Source organism: Novosphingobium sp. LASN5T, assembly GCF_003856955.1.
GTDB lineage: Bacteria > Pseudomonadota > Alphaproteobacteria > Sphingomonadales > Sphingomonadaceae > Novosphingobium.
In genome coordinates, this window is record NZ_RQSI01000026.1 from 17,605 (window position 1) to 34,282 (window position 16,678).

At 67.1% G+C, this 16,678-nt stretch carries 14 protein-coding genes; 11 read left to right on the forward strand and 3 right to left on the reverse strand.

Going from position 1 to position 16,678, the window contains the following annotated elements; genetic code table 11:
- Positions 1 to 201 precede the first annotated feature (201 nt).
- Entirely contained in the window at positions 202 to 2,139 is a 1,938-nt protein-coding gene (locus EH199_RS16155; RefSeq protein WP_124810293.1) for a prolyl oligopeptidase family serine peptidase, read from the reverse strand.
- A gap of 188 nt (positions 2,140 to 2,327) precedes the next feature.
- On the opposite strand from EH199_RS16155, the gene EH199_RS16160 reads away from it, so the two are divergent.
- The 7 genes from EH199_RS16160 (at position 2,328) to EH199_RS16190 (ending at position 9,178) form a co-directional block, all read left to right on the forward strand.
- Positions 2,328 to 2,738 (forward strand): ketosteroid isomerase-related protein, encoded by a 411-nt coding sequence (locus tag EH199_RS16160; protein WP_124810294.1) that lies wholly within the window; start codon positions 2,328 to 2,330, stop codon positions 2,736 to 2,738.
- Entirely contained in the window at positions 2,738 to 3,349 is a 612-nt protein-coding gene (locus tag EH199_RS16165; RefSeq protein WP_124810295.1) for a GNAT family N-acetyltransferase, read from the forward strand. Before EH199_RS16160 ends, EH199_RS16165 begins: the two co-directional genes overlap by 1 nt.
- The gene (locus EH199_RS16170; RefSeq protein ID WP_124810296.1) at positions 3,343 to 4,242 is read left to right on the forward strand and encodes a carbon-nitrogen hydrolase family protein; all 900 of its coding nucleotides are present in this window, start codon (positions 3,343 to 3,345) and stop codon (positions 4,240 to 4,242) included. The genes EH199_RS16165 and EH199_RS16170 overlap by 7 nt, the downstream gene beginning before the upstream one ends.
- A gap of 63 nt (positions 4,243 to 4,305) precedes the next feature.
- On the forward strand, positions 4,306 to 5,427 hold the full coding sequence (locus EH199_RS16175; RefSeq protein WP_124810297.1) for a glycerophosphodiester phosphodiesterase: 1,122 nt from the start codon (positions 4,306 to 4,308) through the stop codon (positions 5,425 to 5,427).
- A 68-nt stretch (positions 5,428 to 5,495) separates the two neighbouring features.
- Positions 5,496 to 7,694, forward strand: a complete 2,199-nt coding sequence (locus EH199_RS16180) for an alpha-ketoacid dehydrogenase subunit alpha/beta (protein ID WP_124810298.1) — start codon at positions 5,496 to 5,498, stop codon at positions 7,692 to 7,694.
- Positions 7,687 to 8,700 carry an ACP S-malonyltransferase gene (locus tag EH199_RS16185; protein WP_124810299.1) on the forward strand — a complete coding sequence of 338 codons (1,014 nt, stop codon included), beginning with the start codon at positions 7,687 to 7,689 and terminating at the stop codon, positions 8,698 to 8,700. The genes EH199_RS16180 and EH199_RS16185 overlap by 8 nt, the downstream gene beginning before the upstream one ends.
- Before the next feature lie 13 nt (positions 8,701 to 8,713).
- On the forward strand, positions 8,714 to 9,178 hold the full coding sequence (locus EH199_RS16190) for a low molecular weight protein-tyrosine-phosphatase (RefSeq protein ID WP_124810300.1): 465 nt from the start codon (positions 8,714 to 8,716) through the stop codon (positions 9,176 to 9,178).
- Here the strand turns inward: EH199_RS16190 and EH199_RS16195 are convergent.
- Positions 9,175 to 10,281 carry a PLP-dependent cysteine synthase family protein gene (locus tag EH199_RS16195; protein WP_124810301.1) on the reverse strand — a complete coding sequence of 369 codons (1,107 nt, stop codon included), beginning with the start codon at positions 10,279 to 10,281 and terminating at the stop codon, positions 9,175 to 9,177. The two genes, EH199_RS16190 and EH199_RS16195, sit on opposite strands and share 4 nt — an antisense overlap.
- A gap of 164 nt (positions 10,282 to 10,445) precedes the next feature.
- Here EH199_RS16195 and EH199_RS16200 point away from each other — a divergent pair, with 164 nt between their 5' ends.
- Both EH199_RS16200 and EH199_RS16205 read left to right on the forward strand, forming a co-directional pair.
- A complete protein-coding gene (locus EH199_RS16200) occupies positions 10,446 to 13,256 on the forward strand; it encodes a TonB-dependent receptor (RefSeq protein ID WP_223806722.1) in 2,811 nt (936 codons plus the stop codon).
- A complete protein-coding gene (locus EH199_RS16205; RefSeq protein WP_223806723.1) occupies positions 13,256 to 14,278 on the forward strand; it encodes a phytase in 1,023 nt (340 codons plus the stop codon). Before EH199_RS16200 ends, EH199_RS16205 begins: the two co-directional genes overlap by 1 nt.
- 45 nt (positions 14,279 to 14,323) lie before the next feature.
- Here the strand turns inward: EH199_RS16205 and nikR are convergent, their stop codons facing one another.
- Positions 14,324 to 14,794 (reverse strand): nickel-responsive transcriptional regulator NikR, encoded by a 471-nt coding sequence (gene nikR / locus EH199_RS16210; RefSeq protein ID WP_124810303.1) that lies wholly within the window; start codon positions 14,792 to 14,794, stop codon positions 14,324 to 14,326.
- Between the two features lie 174 nt (positions 14,795 to 14,968).
- On the opposite strand from nikR, the gene EH199_RS16215 reads away from it, so the two are divergent.
- On the forward strand, positions 14,969 to 15,529 hold the full coding sequence (locus EH199_RS16215; protein WP_124810304.1) for an HdeD family acid-resistance protein: 561 nt from the start codon (positions 14,969 to 14,971) through the stop codon (positions 15,527 to 15,529).
- 20 nt (positions 15,530 to 15,549) lie between these two features.
- Positions 15,550 to 16,554, forward strand: a complete 1,005-nt coding sequence (locus EH199_RS16220; protein ID WP_370449693.1) for a zinc-dependent alcohol dehydrogenase family protein — start codon at positions 15,550 to 15,552, stop codon at positions 16,552 to 16,554.
- The last annotated feature ends 124 nt before the right edge of the window (positions 16,555 to 16,678 follow it).

Consider the following 16,678-nt stretch of genomic DNA (forward strand, 5'->3'; position numbering starts at 1 on the left):
ACTTCGTGTCTGCGGCCTTTTTGTTTTTTGGACGGTGGGGTGTTTCCCACCCCCAGCCCCTCCCGCAAGCGGGAGGGGAGCGAGACTTGCGTCGCCGCAGGTGGCGTTAGTCGCAGCGGGGTGGGCTTTCAGCGCGACGCACTTGCAAGCAGCCTGAGTGCATTTTCGTCTGGTCAGTTGTCTCCGCCCGACAATGCCCCCCTACTTCCCGCCCAGCAGGTTCGCCTTCCAGAAGCCGATCTCGGTCCAGAACTGGTAGTCGGCGTTTTCCTTCTTGGCGAAGCCGTGGCCTTCGTTGAGCCCCACGATGTGCCAGGCCGGGCGACCCTTGGCGCGGACGGCGGCCACCATCTGGTCAGCCTCGCTCTTGGGCACGCGCGGATCGTTGGCGCCGGTCACCACCATCAGCGGAATGGTCAGGCGGTCCACGCTGGTCAGCGGGGAGATCGCGGTCAGTTGCGCGCGCTGCTTCGGATCGCGCTCGTCGCCATATTCGGCGCGGCGCAGGTCACGGCGATAGCCTTGCGTGTTTTCGAGGAACGTGACGAAATTACTGATCGCGACGATGCAGTCCGCCGCCTTCAGCCGGTCGCCATAGCGGATCGCGGAGGCATAGCACATGTAGCCGCCATAGGAGCCGCCGGTGACCGCCATCCGCGCCGGATCGATCGCCGGATCGGACTGGAGCCGGTCGAGCAGCGGGCCAATGTCCTTCACCGAATCCTCGCGCCGGAACGGGCCGTTGTCCAACCCGACGAAACGCTTGCCGAAGCCCGACGATCCGCGCACGTTGGGATAGAACACCGCGATGCCGAGTTCGTTGATAAGGTAGTTGGCGCGCCCCTTGAAACCGGGCGTGGTCTGCCCTTCCGGCCCGCCGTGGATGTTGACGATCAGGGGCCGCTTGCCGGGGAACTTGGCGGGATCGGGGCGGTAGAGGAAGCCGGTGACGGTTTCGCCATCGAAGCTTTTCACCTGCACCAGTTCGGGATCGACGTTGGCGGCAGGATCGAGGCCGCCGGTCTCGCTGGTGGTCCAGCGCGTGGCCGCCAGCGTCTTCGGATCGACGGCGAAGGCGTCCGCCGGCACCTTGGCCGAAGACAGGGTAAGCCCGATCGTGCCCCATGGCGCGACCTTGAGCGTGGAGATCACGCCGGCCGGCAGCGCGGTGACATCGCGAACCGCGCCGGTCTTCGGGTCGAGCAGGCGCAGCTTCGAGATGCCGGTTTCGTTGACGGCATAGGCGATGAAGCTGCCGTCATCGGCGATCGAGAATTCCTCGATATCGCCCCTGGCTTCGGGCGCGCGGGGCGTGAACTTGCCCGTCCGCGGATCGAGCGTGCCGAGCCGCTGGTAGTCCGAGCCTTCGTCGCTGGTGACCCATAGCGTGCCGTCCGGCGCGATATCGGCGGCGGCATAGGCGATCGGCTTGGTGTGATCGCCGATCGGCGTGAGCTTGCCGCTGGCGATATCCAGCCACCACAGGTTGCTCTTCTGGATCGAGACATATTCGCGCACCACCGCGCCCTTGCTGTCGGGCGTGAAGCCGGCGACCGACCAGCCACCGCCCTTGACCTGCGCGACAAGGCGGTTGGACGCCGGATCGCGCGGGTTCACCACGTAGAGATCGGAATCGACGCCGTTACGGCGCGTGGAGCTGTAGGCGATCCATTGGCCGTCATGGCTGAAGGCGTTGAATTCGTTGCGGCTCTTGCCATCGGTCAGCATCGTCAGGTGCCCGTTCTTCAGCGTGTAGAGCTGGAAGAATTCGTCTCCGCCCTTGTCCTTGCGCACCACCAGCGTGCCATCGTTGGGCGCGTACCAGCCGGCCAGCGGCTCCGCTTCGAAGCTGATCTGCTGGCGCGCCATGCCGGGGCCGGCCACGGTGTGAAGCTGCGGCACGCTGGCGAAGCGCGTGGAAATCAGCATGTTGCGCGTGGCCGGATTCCAATCGAGGAAAGCGGCGGTGCGGTATTCCATGTAGGGCCGCGTGGCATCGACCACTGCCATCGGCACCGGCGGCGCGCCGTCGACGGCGATGGTGGCGGGCTTTGGCGCGTCCTGCGCCAGCAGCGGGGCGGGAGCGATGGCAGCGGCCATGGCTACGGTGGCGGTCAGGGCGAGAATACGAGCGCGCATCGGGTTCTCCGGTCCGGAACAGGGCGTTGCGTAGGACGCCGGTTGTGGCCGCGCGCGGCGCGGTCCGCAACGTCCTTTTGGCCGGGCACGGCGGCGGATTGTTGCACCGGTGCAGCACAGCTTTCCCGGCGCGGCTCTGGTCCCGCAACGGCGGATTGGCTAGTCAGGGACGCAAAGGAGACCTGCCGATGAGCCGTGCCGCAACGCTTGCCCTTCTCGAAACCTACTACGGCGCGTTCAACGCCGGGAACTGGGAAGGGATGCTGGCCTGCCTGTCGGACGACGTGGCGCACGACATCAACCAGGGCGAGCGGCAGGTAGGCAAGGACACCTTCCGCGCCTTCATCGCGCACATGGAACGCTGCTATCGCGAGCGGCTGGACGACATCGTGCTGATGGCCAACGAGGACGGTACGCGCGCTGCGGCGGAATTCGTGGTGCATGGCGAATACCTCGCCACGGACGAGGGGCTGCCCGAAGCGAATGGCCAGACTTATGTGCTGCCGGCGGGCGCTTTCCTCACCATCGCCGATGGCCGGATCACGCGGCTGACGATGTATTACAATCTGGCCGATTGGACGGCGCAAGTGGTCGGCTGATGGCCAGCGCTGACCGCCCACAGAGCGGGATCGCCATCCGCCCGCTGACCGGGGAGGAGATCGCTGCCGTGCTGGGCGATCTGGCCGACCTGCGCATCCGCGTCTTTGCGGCGTATCCCTATCTCTACGATGGGGACGCGGCCTACGAGGCGGAATACCTGCGCGAATATGCTGCGGCGCCCGATGCGGTGCTGGTCGCGGCGTTCGACGGGGATCGCGTGGTCGGCGCGGCCACGGCAGCGCCGATGCTGCACCAGAAGGCGGAGTTTCGCGCCCCGTTCGAGGCGCGCGGGCTGGACGTGGCGCGGCTGTTCTACTTCGGCGAAAGCGTCCTGCTGCCTGAATACCGGGGCCACGGCATTGGCCACGCCTTCTTCGACCATCGCGAGGCGCAGGCGCGGCGCTGCGGCGCGGATGCCGCCTGCTTCGCGGCGGTGATCCGCCCCGGCGACCATCCGGCGCGGCCGGCGGGCTATACCCCGCTTGATGCGTTCTGGACCAAGCGCGGCTACGCGCCGATCGAAGGGCTGGTGACCGAACTCGGCTGGAAGGAACATGGCGAGGACGGGGAAAGCGTGAAGCCCATGCAGTATTGGCTGCGGCAATGGTGAGCTGGCGCGTCGCAGCGGCGCAGTATCCGATCGACCAGCTTGCCGACTGGGACGCCTATGCCGCCAAGGTGGCAAAATGGGTGGCGCAGGCGGCGGACGGGGGCGCGGCGCTGGCGGTGTTTCCCGAATATGGCGCGATGGAGCTCGCTTCGCTCGATCCGGCGACGATGGGCGATCTGGCGGGATCGATCGAGACGGTTTCGGCGCTGCTGCCGCGCGTCGATGCGCTTCATGCCGAACTGGCCGCGCGGCACGGGACGCACATCCTGGCCGCCAGCGCACCGCGCAAGGATGCCGACGGGCGCTTCCGCAACACCGCGCGGCTGTTCGCGCCGAACGGGCGGATGGGCGTGCAGGACAAGCTGGTGATGACCCGCTTCGAGCGCGAGGAGTGGGGCATCGCGGCGGGCGCGGGGCTCAAGCTGTTCGAGACCGCGCTTGGCAAGATTGCGGTAAACATCTGCTATGACAGCGAATTTCCGCTGTTGGCGCGGGCGGTGGTGGAAGCGGGGGCAGAGGTGATCCTCGTGCCTTCCTGCACGGATTCGCTGCACGGATACTGGCGTGTGCGGATCGGCGCGCAGGCGCGGGCGCTGGAAGGCCAGTGCTATGCCGTACAATCGCCCACGGTGGGCGAGGCGGTATGGTCCCCGGCGGTGGACGTCAACCGCGGCGCGGCGGCGGTCTATGGCCCGCCCGACCGGGAAATGCCCGCCGACGGCGTGCTGGCCATCGGCAGCGAGAACGCGGCCGGCTGGGTCTTCGCCGATATCGACACGGCGCGCGTGGCGGACCTGCGGGCGGATGGCGGCGTGCTGAACGCGCGGCACTGGACCGAGCAACCGGGCGCGCAAGCGGCACTGCCGGCGGTCGAGATCGTCTCGCTGTTGTAGGCGCTTGTCACATTGCTGTCGTGCGACGATCCTAGCGCGGTCTTCGGAATGAGGAGACGGGCCATGACGGCGGGATTTTCGCGGCGGGGCATGATGGCGATGGGAGCGGGTCTGGGTATGGCGGTGCTGGCCGGAGGCTCTGCGCTGGCCGCCGGGCGTCCTCGTCCCGCAAAGCCGCTGCTCATGGCGCATCGCGGCTGTTCGGCGCTGCGGCCGGAACACACGCTGGCCTCCTACGCCAAGGCGATCGCCGACGGCGCCGACTTCATCGAGCCGGACCTCGTGGCCACGAAGGATGGCGTGCTGGTGGCGCGGCACGAGAACAACATCGCCGAAACCACCGACGTCGCCGCCCATCCCGAATTCGCCGCGCGCAAGGCTGCGAAGGTGATCGACGGCGAAAAGCTGGAAGGCTGGTTCACCGAGGATTTCACGCTTGCCGAATTGAAGACGCTGCGCGCGAAGGAGCGGCTGGGCGCGCTGCGACCGGAAAGCATGAGCTATGACGGGCAGTTCCAGATCGTCACCTTCGAGGAGGTGATCGGTTTCGTCGCGGCCGAAGCGGCGGCGCGCGGACGAACGATCGGGATCATTCCCGAGATCAAGCATTCGACGTATTTCAACGCCATCGGCCTGCCGGTGGAGGATCTGTTTCTGGCGCGGGTGAAAGCCAGCCGGGTGCTGGCCACGATGCCGATGATCGTCCAGTCGTTCGAGATCGCCAATCTCAAGCGGCTGCGCACGATGCTGGCGGGCATGGCCAACGTCCAGCTGATGCAGCTGATCGATGACGATGCGCAGCGTCCGGCCGACGTGGCGGCGGTGGATGGCGCGCTGACCTATGGTGCGATGCTGACGCTGGCGGGGCTGGCCGAGATCGCCGGCTATGCCGACTGGGTAGCTCCGGCCACGCGCCGGATCATTCCGCTCGGCGCCGATGGCAGGCTGGGGGCACCGACGTCGCTGGTGGCGGACGCGCACAAGGCGGGCCTGCTCGTGGGCACGTGGACGTTCCGGCCGGAGAACACGTTCCTCGCGGGCGATTTCCGTGATCGCGGCGATGCGAAGGCGCGCAATCCGGAAGGCAGCGTGCGCGAGATCCGGCGTTATCTGCAAACCGGTCTGGATGGGTTCTTCACCGATGATCCCGCGCTTGGCTATCGCGCATTGAATGTGTCGCGATAGGGGGGTGACGCCCGATTTTCCTTGCGCTACGCAAGGGAAATGATCGCATTTGAAACCAGGTGGCGCTGATGGACGCCGCCGAGCAGGTCCACCAGCAGTTCCTTGCCGCGCTCGATGGCGGCGGGCTGCGCCGGCGTTCCAACCTGGGATTGGCCGACGTGGGGCTGGCGCCCGAACGCGCCGCCGCGCTGCTCCACAGCCAGATGCTCAGCCGTCAGCTCGACCGGCTTTCGCGCAAGCTGCAGGCGCGGGGCGAGGGGTTCTACACCATCGGATCGTCCGGCCACGAAGGCAATGCCACGCTGGCCGAAGCGCTGCGCACGGACGACATCGCTTTCCTCCACTACCGCGACGCCGCGTTCCAGATTCACCGCGCCGGGCGGGTGCCGGGTGAAAATCCGGCGTGGGACATGCTGCTTTCGTTTACCGCCTCGGCGGAAGACCCGATCTCGGGCGGGCGGCACAAGGTGCTGGGATCGAAGCGGCTGGCCATTCCGCCGCAGACCAGCACGATCGCCAGCCACTTGCCCAAGGCGGTGGGCGCGGCCTTTTCGATCGGCATCGCCCGCCGGATCGGGCTGGAGGATACGCCACTGGCGCCGGATGGCGTGGTGCTGTGCAGCTTCGGCGATGCATCGGCCAACCATTCGACCGCGCAAGGGGCGATCAACACCGCCGCCTGGGCCGCGTTCCAGGGCACGCCACTGCCGCTGGTGTTCCTGTGCGAGGACAACGGCATCGGCATTTCCACGCGCACGCCGAAAGGGTGGATCGAGGCGAACTTTTCCGGCCGCGCCGGGCTGCACTATATCCAGTGTGACGGCAGCGATCTGGTGGACGCCTGGCGCGGGGCGCGTGAAGCGGTCGATTATGCCCGCCGCCATCGCAAGCCGGTGTTCCTGCACATGCGCACGGTGCGGCTCTATGGCCATGCCGGCAACGACGTGCAGCTTGTCTATCTTTCCAAGGACGACATCCGCCGCGACGAGGAGCGCGATCCGCTGCTGGCGAGCGCGGCGCTGCTGATCGAGGAAGGCGTGATGACTGCCGCCGACGTGCGGCGCGAATACGAAGCGATCGAGGCATCGCTGCTGCGGCAGGTGGAACTGGCGATCCGGCGGCCCAAGCTGAAGGACGCGGCCGCCGTGTTGGCCAGCATCGTGCCGCCGAAGCGCGAGGGCGTGGAGCGTCCAGTTCCAGCAGCGGAGGCCCGCGCGGCTTTGTTTGCCGACGATGCCGCGCAGATGGAAAAGCCGCAGCACATGGCGCGCCTGCTGTCGTGGGCAATGGCGGACCTGCTGCTGCAATATCCCAACGCCATCGTCTGCGGCGAGGACGTGGGGCCGAAGGGCGGCGTCTATAACTGCACGGCCAAGCTGCATCAGCGTTTCGGTTCGGCGCGCGTGATCAACACGCTGCTGGACGAACAGGCGATCCTGGGTCTTGCCATCGGCGCGGCGCACAACGGCCTGCTGCCGATGCCGGAAATCCAATTCCTGGCCTATGTCCACAATGCCGAGGACCAGATCCGGGGCGAGGCGGCCACGCTCTCGTTCTTCTCGAACGGGCAATACACCAATCCCATGGTCGTGCGGATCGCGGGGCTGCCCTACCAGAAGGGCTTTGGCGGCCATTTCCACAACGACAACTCGCTGGCCGTGTTCCGCGACATTCCCGGCGTGGTGCTGGCCGTGCCCTCGAACGGGCGCGATGCCGTGGCGATGCTGCGCGAATGCGTGCGACTGGCGCACGAGGAACAGCGCGTGGTGGTGTTCGTGGAGCCGATCGCGCTCTACATGACGCGCGATCTTCATGCCGAGGGCGATGGCCTGTGGACCAGCGTCTATCAGGCACCGGGCGAAGGCGCGGTGCGGCTGGGCGAGATCGGTGTGCACGGCGATGGCGCCGATCTGGCCGTGGTGACCTATGGCAACGGGGTCTATCTCTCGCTTCAGGCGCAGAAGCTGCTGGCGGAACAGGGCATTGCCGTGCGGGTGATCGATCTGCGCTGGATCGCGCCGCTGGCGGAGGATGCGCTGCTCGAAGCGGTCGCGCCGTGCGGCAAGGTGCTGATCGTCGATGAATGCCGCGAAACCGGATCGCAGAGCGAGGCGTTGATGGCGCTGTTCGCCGAACGTGCGGGCGGCAAGTCCACGGCGCGGATCGCCGCGACCGACAGCTTCATCCCGCTCGCCCGCGCGGCGACCTATACGCTGCCCAGCCGCGACATGATCGTAGCGAAGGCGCGGGAGATGGTGCGTGGCTAAGCAGTCCATCCTTGTCGTCTGTCCGGGGCGCGGCACCTACAACGCACCGGAACTGGGCTATCTGGCGCGGCACCATGGCGGCCGGGCGGAACTCGCCGCGTTCGATGCCCTGCGCGCGGGGCGTGGCGCGCCGACGCTGAGCGAACTGGACGGGGCGGCTAAGTTCAGCCCTGCGCTCCACACGCGCGGCGATATCGCGGCGCCGCTGATTTACGCCGCGTCCTATCTCGATTTCCTGAGCATCGACCGCGACCGGTTCGAGGTGGTGGCGGTGACCGGCAATTCGATGGGCTGGTACACCGCGCTGGCGTGCGCGGGGGCGGTTTCGGGCGAGCATGGCTTTGCCATCGCCGATGCCATGGGCGTCAATTCGCAGAAGCACGCGCCCGGCGGGCAGGCGGTGCTGGTGCTGGCGGGCGAGGACTGGCGCGTCGACCCCGCGCTGCGCCGGGCAGTCGACGCGGCGATGGCGCGCCATGGCGTGCTGCCCTCGATCCATCTCGGCGGGATGCTGGTGGTGGCGGGAAGCAAGGCCGCGCTGGATGCGCTGGAAAAGGACCTGCCCGGCCTGTCGCGTCCGCCCCTGCGCCTTGCTGGCCACGGCCCGTTCCACACGCCGCTGATGGCGGAAAGCGCCAACGCGGCGCGGGCCAGCCTGCCGGCCACCTGGTTCGGCCGGCCCGAGGTGCCGCTGATCGACGGGCGCGGCAAGATATGGCGGCGGTTCGAAAGCGATGCGGAAAGCCTGTGGGACTACACCTTCGGCCACCAGATCCTCGCTCCCTATGATTTCACCACCGCGATGACCGTGGCCATTCGCGAGTTCGCGCCGGACCGGATCGTCCTGCTGGGGCCGGGCGAAACGCTGGGCGGTGCGATCGGGCAGGTGCTTGTGGCGTTGAATTGGCTGGACATCGGCAGCAAGGATGCGTTTTCATCGCGCCAAGGAGAGGATGCGACCCTGATAGGCATGGGGAGACCCGGCCAGCGGGAGTACGTCGTCTGATGAAAACAGTCTTGTGAACCAGCCATCCGTGCTGTTCGTGTGCCTCGGGAACATCTGCCGTTCACCGATGGCCGAGGCTGCGCTGCGCGCGCGGGCCGTGGAAGCCGGGATCGCGGTAACGGTCGATTCCGCCGGCACCGGAAACTGGCATGTCGGCCGCCCGCCCGATCGCCGCGCGATCATCGAGGCGGGGCACCATGGTATCGACATATCAGGCTATCGCGCGCGGCAGGCGAAGGCGGAGGATTTCCTGCGCTTCAGCCACATCTTCGCGCTCGATCCGCAGAACCTGCGCGATTTGCAGGCCATCGCCCCGCGCCGGCATCTCGCCCGGCTGGAACTGCTGATGGACCTCGTGCCCGGCCGCGAAGGGACGGCGGTGGTCGATCCCTATTACGGGGACGCCGAGGACTTCGAGCGCGCCTGGGCCGACGTGAGCGCGGCGGCGGACGTGCTGATCGAACGGCTGGGGCGTTAGCTCAACAGCGCGTAGATGCGCTCGTCCTCGGCTTGCCAGGCGATGCCGTTCGCGTCGAGCCAGGCGTCGTCGTAATACGTTCCGGCGTAGCGCTCGCCGGAATCGCACAGGATGGACACGATCGATCCGGCTTGTCCGGCGGCGGCCATTTCCCCGATCAGCGCCGCGCAGGCGTGGATGTTGGTTCCAGTTGATCCGCCAACGCGGCGGCCGAGCCGGCGCGAGAGCGCGCGCATGGCGCCGATCGATCCGGCATCGGGAATGGCCATCATCCGGTCGACTACCTGCGGCATGAAAGACGGCTCTACCCTCGGGCGGCCGATGCCTTCGATGCACGAGCACTTGCCGCAGCCGAGGTCGCGGATCGAGCGGTCGGCGAAATGGCGGTGGAACACCGATCCTTGGGGGTCCGCCACGCACAACCGCGTGCCGTGCCGCGCGTAGCGGATGTAGCGGCCGATCGTGGCGGAGGTGCCGCCGGTGCCCGCGCCGCAGACGATCCACGTGGGCACCGGATGTTCCTCGTTGCGCATCTGGCGGAAGATGGTGTCGGCGATGTTGTTGTTGCCGCGCCAGTCGGTCGCGCGTTCGGCGTTGGTGAACTGGTCTAGGAAATGGCCGCCCGTCTCCAGCGCCAGTACGCGGGCGGCATCGGTCACTTCGCCGGCGTTCTGGACGAAATGGACGTCCCCGCCATGGAAGCGGATCGCCTCGATCTTGGCGGGCGAGGTGCCGTGCGGCACCACCGCGATGAACGGCAGGCCGATAAGCCGGGCGAAATAGGCTTCGGAAACGGCGGTCGATCCGCTGGTCGCATCGATCAGCGGGGTGCCGGGGCCGATCTGCTGGTTGCACAGCGCATAGAGGATCAGCGAACGGGCGAGGCGGTGCTTGAGGCTGCCGGTCGGGTGGCTTGATTCATCCTTGAGATAGAGCGTGATGCCGGGAAAGCGGGGCAGTTCCACGCGCACCAGATGGGTTTCGGCCGAGCGGGTGAAATCGGCATCGATCCGCCGCACCGCTTCCAGCGTCCAGGCGCGCAGAGCTTCCGGCGAGAGGGTTTCGGCCGGGGGAAGTGATGAATGCGGGGCGGTCTGGGTCATTCGCCCGCCTTTAGAAGCCTGGCTTTGCAATGACAAACTTTACCTTTCAGCGAATGGATGACTGATTTGTGAAAGGATCATTACGGATCGGTAATCTTCGTCGCGAATCCGTCAAATCAACGCCCTAGGCGCGGCCCCGACCGTCAAAGAAGTGGGGACCGTTCATGCTTTCGATCACGCAACCCGGCGCGGCGCGCCGGGCGTTCTATCGTGCCATCCTGATGACCAGCGCCTGTGGTGGCCTGTTCGTGTCACCCGCCGTTGCGCAGGAGGCGCCGGCCGTCCCCGGCGAGGAGGAAGCGGGCGAGCAGATCGTCGTCAACGGATCGCGCCCGATCGTCGAATCCGAAGAAGCCGCGCTGCAGGTGCAGAAGATGTCGGATTCGCTGGTGGCCGTGGCCGCATCCGACAGCGTGGGGCGCTTGCCCGACCAGAACATCGCCCAGGCGGCCAGCCGCCTGCCGGGCATCGCGGTGGAGCGCGATCAGGGGCAGGCGCGCTATATCAGCCTGCGCGGCGCGCCGAAGAACTGGACCACGCTGTCGTTCGACGGGATCAACGTGGTCAGCCCCGAAGGGCGTAACGCCCGCTTTGACTCGATCCCGTCCGCCATCGCCGGCAAGATCATCGTGTCGAAGGCGGTGACGCCCGACATGCCCGGCGAGACCGTGGCGGGCAACGTCAACATCATCACCCGTTCGGCGTTCGATTATTCCGGCTTCCACATCGCGGGCAAGGCCGGCGCGGGCGTGGCCGAATACGGCAGCCGTCCGCAGTACGAAGGATCGCTGGTGCTTTCCGACCGCTTCAACGTGGGCGGTGGCGAGATCGGCGTGCTGGTGTCCGGCTCGTACTACGAGCGCCGGATGATCACCGACAATTTCGAGCACGACTGGGAACAGGTGAGCCAGGACGTGCGGCCGGGCTACGAAACCCGCTTCTGGACGCACGAGACCGAAAACAAGCTCTACCGCCTGACGCGCAAGAACTGGTCGGTCTCCGGCCGGCTCGACTGGAAGCCGGACGACAACAACACCATTTCGCTGCGGTCGATTTACACGATCTTCACCGACGACGAGGCGCGCGACAACTATCGCTTCGACATGGATGACCGGCAGGGCGATCTGGTCGCCAACAGCGCGGCGTGCAACGCCACCGTGAACACCGCGCCGACGACCTCGGGTTATGCCGACGTGTGCATCGGCAACACGCCGCTGAAGGGCACCATCTATGGCATCGACATCCGCCAGCGGTCGACACTGCGCGCATTCAAGCAGTCGATCTTCACCAACACGCTGCAGGGCACGCACAAGTTCGGCGAGGGCTGGACGCTGGACTGGCTGGGCAACTACACCGAATCCAAGGATGACCGTTCGGTGGTGGGCGAAGCGTCATGGAACAGCCCCAGCACGCGCAACCTGCGCCCCACCGTGGCCTACGATTTCACCGATCCCAACCTTTCGCCGCTGACGCTGTACACCACCACCCAGCTTTCCGGCCCGACGCGCTATACGGCGGGAACGCAGGTGACGGCGATCGATACTTTCACCAAGCCGCTGGCCACGTTCACGGTGCTGGACGCGGTGGACACCACCAAGGCCTATACCGGCCGGCTGGTGCTGTCGCGCGAGACGCGGTTCCTGGGCGCCGACGCCACGTTCAAGGCGGGCTTCCAGTTCGACCAGCGGACCAAGGTGGTGGACGAGAACCTGCTGACGCTGGACACGGCGGCGCAGTTCTCCGCCGCCGGCATTCCCACGGACTATAATCAGTTCTCGCTCGACACGGCGTTCATGGGCAAGATCCAGCCGGGCTACACGTTCCGCTATTTCGATACCGCGAAGATGCGCGCGGCTTCGGCGGCGGCGCGCAAGGTCGGCACGTTCGTGCCGCAGATCGCCAATATCTACAACGTGCGCGAGCAGGTATTCGCCGGCTACCTGATGGGCACGCTGCGCTACGACTGGGGTTCGATCGTCGGCGGCGCGCGGGTGGAGCACGTCAAGAACCGCGGCATCGCCACCGGCATCACGGCGGAGGCTGAGCAGATGCTGGTGTTCCCGAGCCTGCACGTCAATTACAACCTCGACGATACCAAGAAGGTGCGCCTGTCGCTCAATACCGGCGCTGCCCGCGCCGACTACGATCTGCTGCGTCCGAACGTGGTCATCAACGATACCAACGAGACGATTTCCGGCGGCAACCCGGCGGTGAAGCCGGAGCGCGCCTGGGGTCTGGACGGCTATTTCGAATGGTACGTGAAGCCGCAGGGCTACCTGATGGTCGGCGTGTTCTACAAGCATGTGACCGACGTGCTGTACACCCAGCGGCGCACGTTCGGCTCCAACGCGCTGAACACCGCTGCGTTCGACCGTTCGGGCTATATCTTCTCGGGCATCACCAACGGCGGCAGCGGCCGGATTTATGGCATGGAAGCGGCAGCGCAGTTCCAGCTCGAACCCTGGGCGGAACAGCTCGGCATCCCTTCGTGGATGGGCGGCTTCGGCATCAGCGCCAACGTCACCGTGAACAACAGCAAGGTCAGCAAACCGGCGGTCTATGACACGGCCGGCGCGCTGCAGGTGGCGAGCCGCAAGGTGCGCCTGCCGAACACCTCGGACCTCGTGTACAACGTCGGCGGTTACTACGAAAAGTACGGCTTCTCCTTGCGGCTGCAGTACCAGCGGCGCAGCAAGTGGCTGGATGGCATCGCCGATACCCTGACCGACGCGGGCGATGCCTATTGGGCGGCGGACGACGAGATGGATTTCTCGGCGCGCTATGCCGTGAACAAGCATGTCGAGATTTATTTCGACGCGCAGAACCTGCTCAACCAGCCGGGCCGCCGGTTCGTCGATCCTTCGGGCATTCTCAACGCCAAGGGGATCAAGACCAATGGCGCGATCGAGAACTACACGATCGAATGGGAACGCTTCGGCCGTCGTTACAGCGGCGGTATCCGGGTGACGTTCTGATGCTGCTGACGATCTGGAGCGCGGCCGCGCTGGCAGCAGCCGCGCCGCCGTCGGTCCCCACCGTCGAAGTCACCGCGCGCGGGGAAACCGCGCCGGTGGCGACGGCGCAGGGCGATGCGGCCGATGATCCGGCGATCTGGCGCAACCCGGCGCGGCCGGGGGAAAGCCTGATCGTCGGCACCGACAAGAAGGCCGGGCTCTACGTCTATGGCCTGGACGGCAAGGTGCGCGATTTCGCGGCGGCCGGGCGGCTCAACAACGTCGATCTGATCGACATGGGCACGGCGGGCGTGATCGTCGTCGCCAGCGATCGCAACGACGAGGCGCAGGCGAAGCTGCAGGTCTGGCGGCTCGATACCGCGGCGGCGAAGCTGCAGCCGCTGGGCGCGGTGACGGGCGGCGCGGGCGAGGCTTATGGCGTATGCCTGCTGCGCGATGCGGCCGGGCTGACCGCGTTCTCCGTGCTCAAGCACGGGGCGATCGTGCAGGTGCGGATCGTGCTCGACGGCGCGGCGCCGACGGGGCGGATCGTGCGGACCATGCAGTTGCCGACCCAGACCGAGGGCTGCGTTGCCGATCCGCGCACGGGCACGCTCTATGTGGGCGAGGAAGACCGGGGCGTCTGGGCGTTCGATGCGCGCGAGGATCGCCCCGCCGAAGCCACGCTGGTCGCGACCGTCGACCGCGCGCACCTGTTCGACGATGTGGAGGGCCTGGCGCTGATGCCGGTGGGCCGCAACGGCGGCTGGCTGATCGCGTCGAGCCAGGGCGACAATGCCTATGCCCTGTTCGCGCTGCCGTCGATGAAGCCGGCGGGGCGTTTCCGCGTGGTGGCGGGGCGGTTCGGTGGCACCGAGGAAACCGATGGCATCGCCGTGATGCCGGGCAGTTTCGGCAAGGACTACCCCGCCGGGCTGTTCGTGGCGCAGGACGGGCACAACCAGCCGGCGCCGCAGAACTTCAAGCTGGTATCCTGGCGCGATGTTCTGGCCGCGCTGCGCAAAGGGCGCGCGCGGCGTTGAGCCGCTGCGTGGTCGAGCGCCGGATTTGTCGGCGCGGTCGGGGTGCTAAAGCGTGGGCGACAGGTGGTTGTGGCCATGGTGGACGTGATCGTCCGCATGGTCATGGCTATCGTCGGGCTGCACGCGCAGCAGGTTGACCGCGCCGAACCGCACGCCGCGTTCCGACCGGACCGCATCGGCGAAGGCCCGCACCGCGTGCGTCGGGCCTTTCAGGATCACGCTTTCCAGGCTGTGATAGTGATCGAGGACCACCGCCGTGCGCGCGGCCACGATATCGTGGTGGGCGTGCTGCATCTCCGCCAGCCGCTGTGGCAGCGCGCGGACGCGATGCTCGACCACATAGGACAGGTTGGCAACGCAATGCTCGCCCGCGTGCGCTTCGCTGTGCCATTGTTCCAGTCCGCCGCGCACCAGATCGCGCACCGCTTCCGAACGGCTGGAATAGCCTTTCTCGCGCGCCATGCTGTCCAGCGAGGTGGCAAGGGTTTCGTCGACGGATATGGTGATGCGCTGCATGGCGGGGCAACGATGCCACCGGCGGGCAGGCCAGACAACCCGCCGCTTTCGTTTCCGCGCAGGCGCTCGCGGCATGGCTGCCGCCCTTTTGATCGATGCCAACGCCACCGGGGCAAAAGATGCTAGGGTGGAGCCTTCGGATTCGCCGTATCACCGCATCGGGAGCCGCTTTGGATGACACAGATCATAGGCAGCAGTCTGATTGTCGATGACCGCCCTGGCCGGGCCTGGGGATGGTTTGTGGGTGTGGGCGTGGCGCTGGCCATGCTTGGCGCGCTCGCGTCGGCCAATCTTATGTTCGCGACGCTGGCCGCGACCATCACCGTGGGCGTCATGATGTTTGCGGGCGGCGTGTTCCAGCTTGTCCACGCCTTCGGTGTGCGGCGCCAGGGACGGACATGGTGGTGGGCGCTGTCGGGCCTGCTCTACATGGGCGCGGCGCTCGTCACCTTGGCCGACCCGCTGTTCGCGGCCGGCGTGCTGACCCTGCTGCTGGCGGCGAGCCTTGCCGCATCGGGACTCGTCCGCGCCTATGTTGCCTTCGCCATGCGCGAGCGGGGGTGGGGCTGGCTGCTACTCTCCGGCCTCGTCAGCATCGGCGTGGCGCTGGTGCTGGCACTTGGCTGGCCGTGGAACACGATCTGGGTGCTGGGGCTGGTATTGGCGGTGGACCTGTTCCTGCAGGGCTTCATGCTGCTGCTCGCTGGTTTTGCGTTGCGAGCCGTCCGCCTGTGAATAACCCTGTGGATGAGCCCGTGGACAAGTCTGAGACCATGGTCGCGATGGAGATCGAGGCGCCGGGCCGTCCGCTCAGGCGCATAGAGCGGGCGGTTCCCGCACCCGGCCCGAACGAACTGCTGATCGCGGTAAGCGCCTGTGGCGTGTGCCGCACGGACCTTCACGTCCTCGATGGCGAGGTGAAGGCGCGCTATCCGGTCATCCCGGGGCACGAGATCGTTGGGCGCGTTCTGGCGCTGGGCGAAGGCGTGACAGGTTTTGCCGTGGGCCAGCGCGTGGGCGTGCCCTGGCTTGGCCATACCTGCGGAACGTGCCCCTATTGCACCGGCGGGCGCGAGAACCTGTGCGATGCGCCCGCGTTCACCGGAGCCACGCGCGACGGAGGCTACGCCACGCATACCGTGGCGGACGCGCATTTCTGCTTCGCGCTGCCCGATTGCTTTTCCGACGTCGAGGCCGCGCCGCTGCTGTGCGCCGGTCTGATCGGCTGGCGCGCGTTGCGGCTGGCGGGCGAGGGCAAGGTAATCGGCCTCTACGGCTTCGGCGCGGCGGCGCACATTCTGGCGCAAGTGGCGGTCTGGCAGGGGCGGACGGTCCACGGCTTCACCAAGCCCGACGATGCGGCGGGGCAGGCCTTTGCCCGCTCGCTTGGCTGCGTCTGGGCCGGCGGATCGGACGAGATGCCGCCCGAACCGCTCGACGCCGCGCTGATCTTCGCGCCGGTGGGCGATCTGGTGCCGCAGGCGCTCAAGGCGGTGCGAAAGGGCGGGCGCGTGGTCTGCGCTGGCATCCACATGAGCGACATTCCCGCCTTTCCCTATGCCGACCTGTGGGAGGAGCGGCAGATCCTGTCCGTCGCCAACCTGACGCGCGAGGATGGCGTTTCGTTCTTCGCGGTTGCCGAGCAAGCCGGTATCCGTTCCGTGACCGAGAGCTTCCCGCTGGCGCAGGCCGATGAGGCTTTGGCCCGGCTGCGTTCGGGCGCGCTGCAGGGCGCGGCGGTGCTGCTGCCCGAGGGATGAAGCGCCTTGACCTTGTCATTGCGGGCTGGCGCGGACGGAATGCGCGGAGTGGCTGAAAAGCACCGATCCACAGCCGTTATGCGTTTTGCCATTGCGGGCGCGGGAATGCCCTCCCATATCCTGC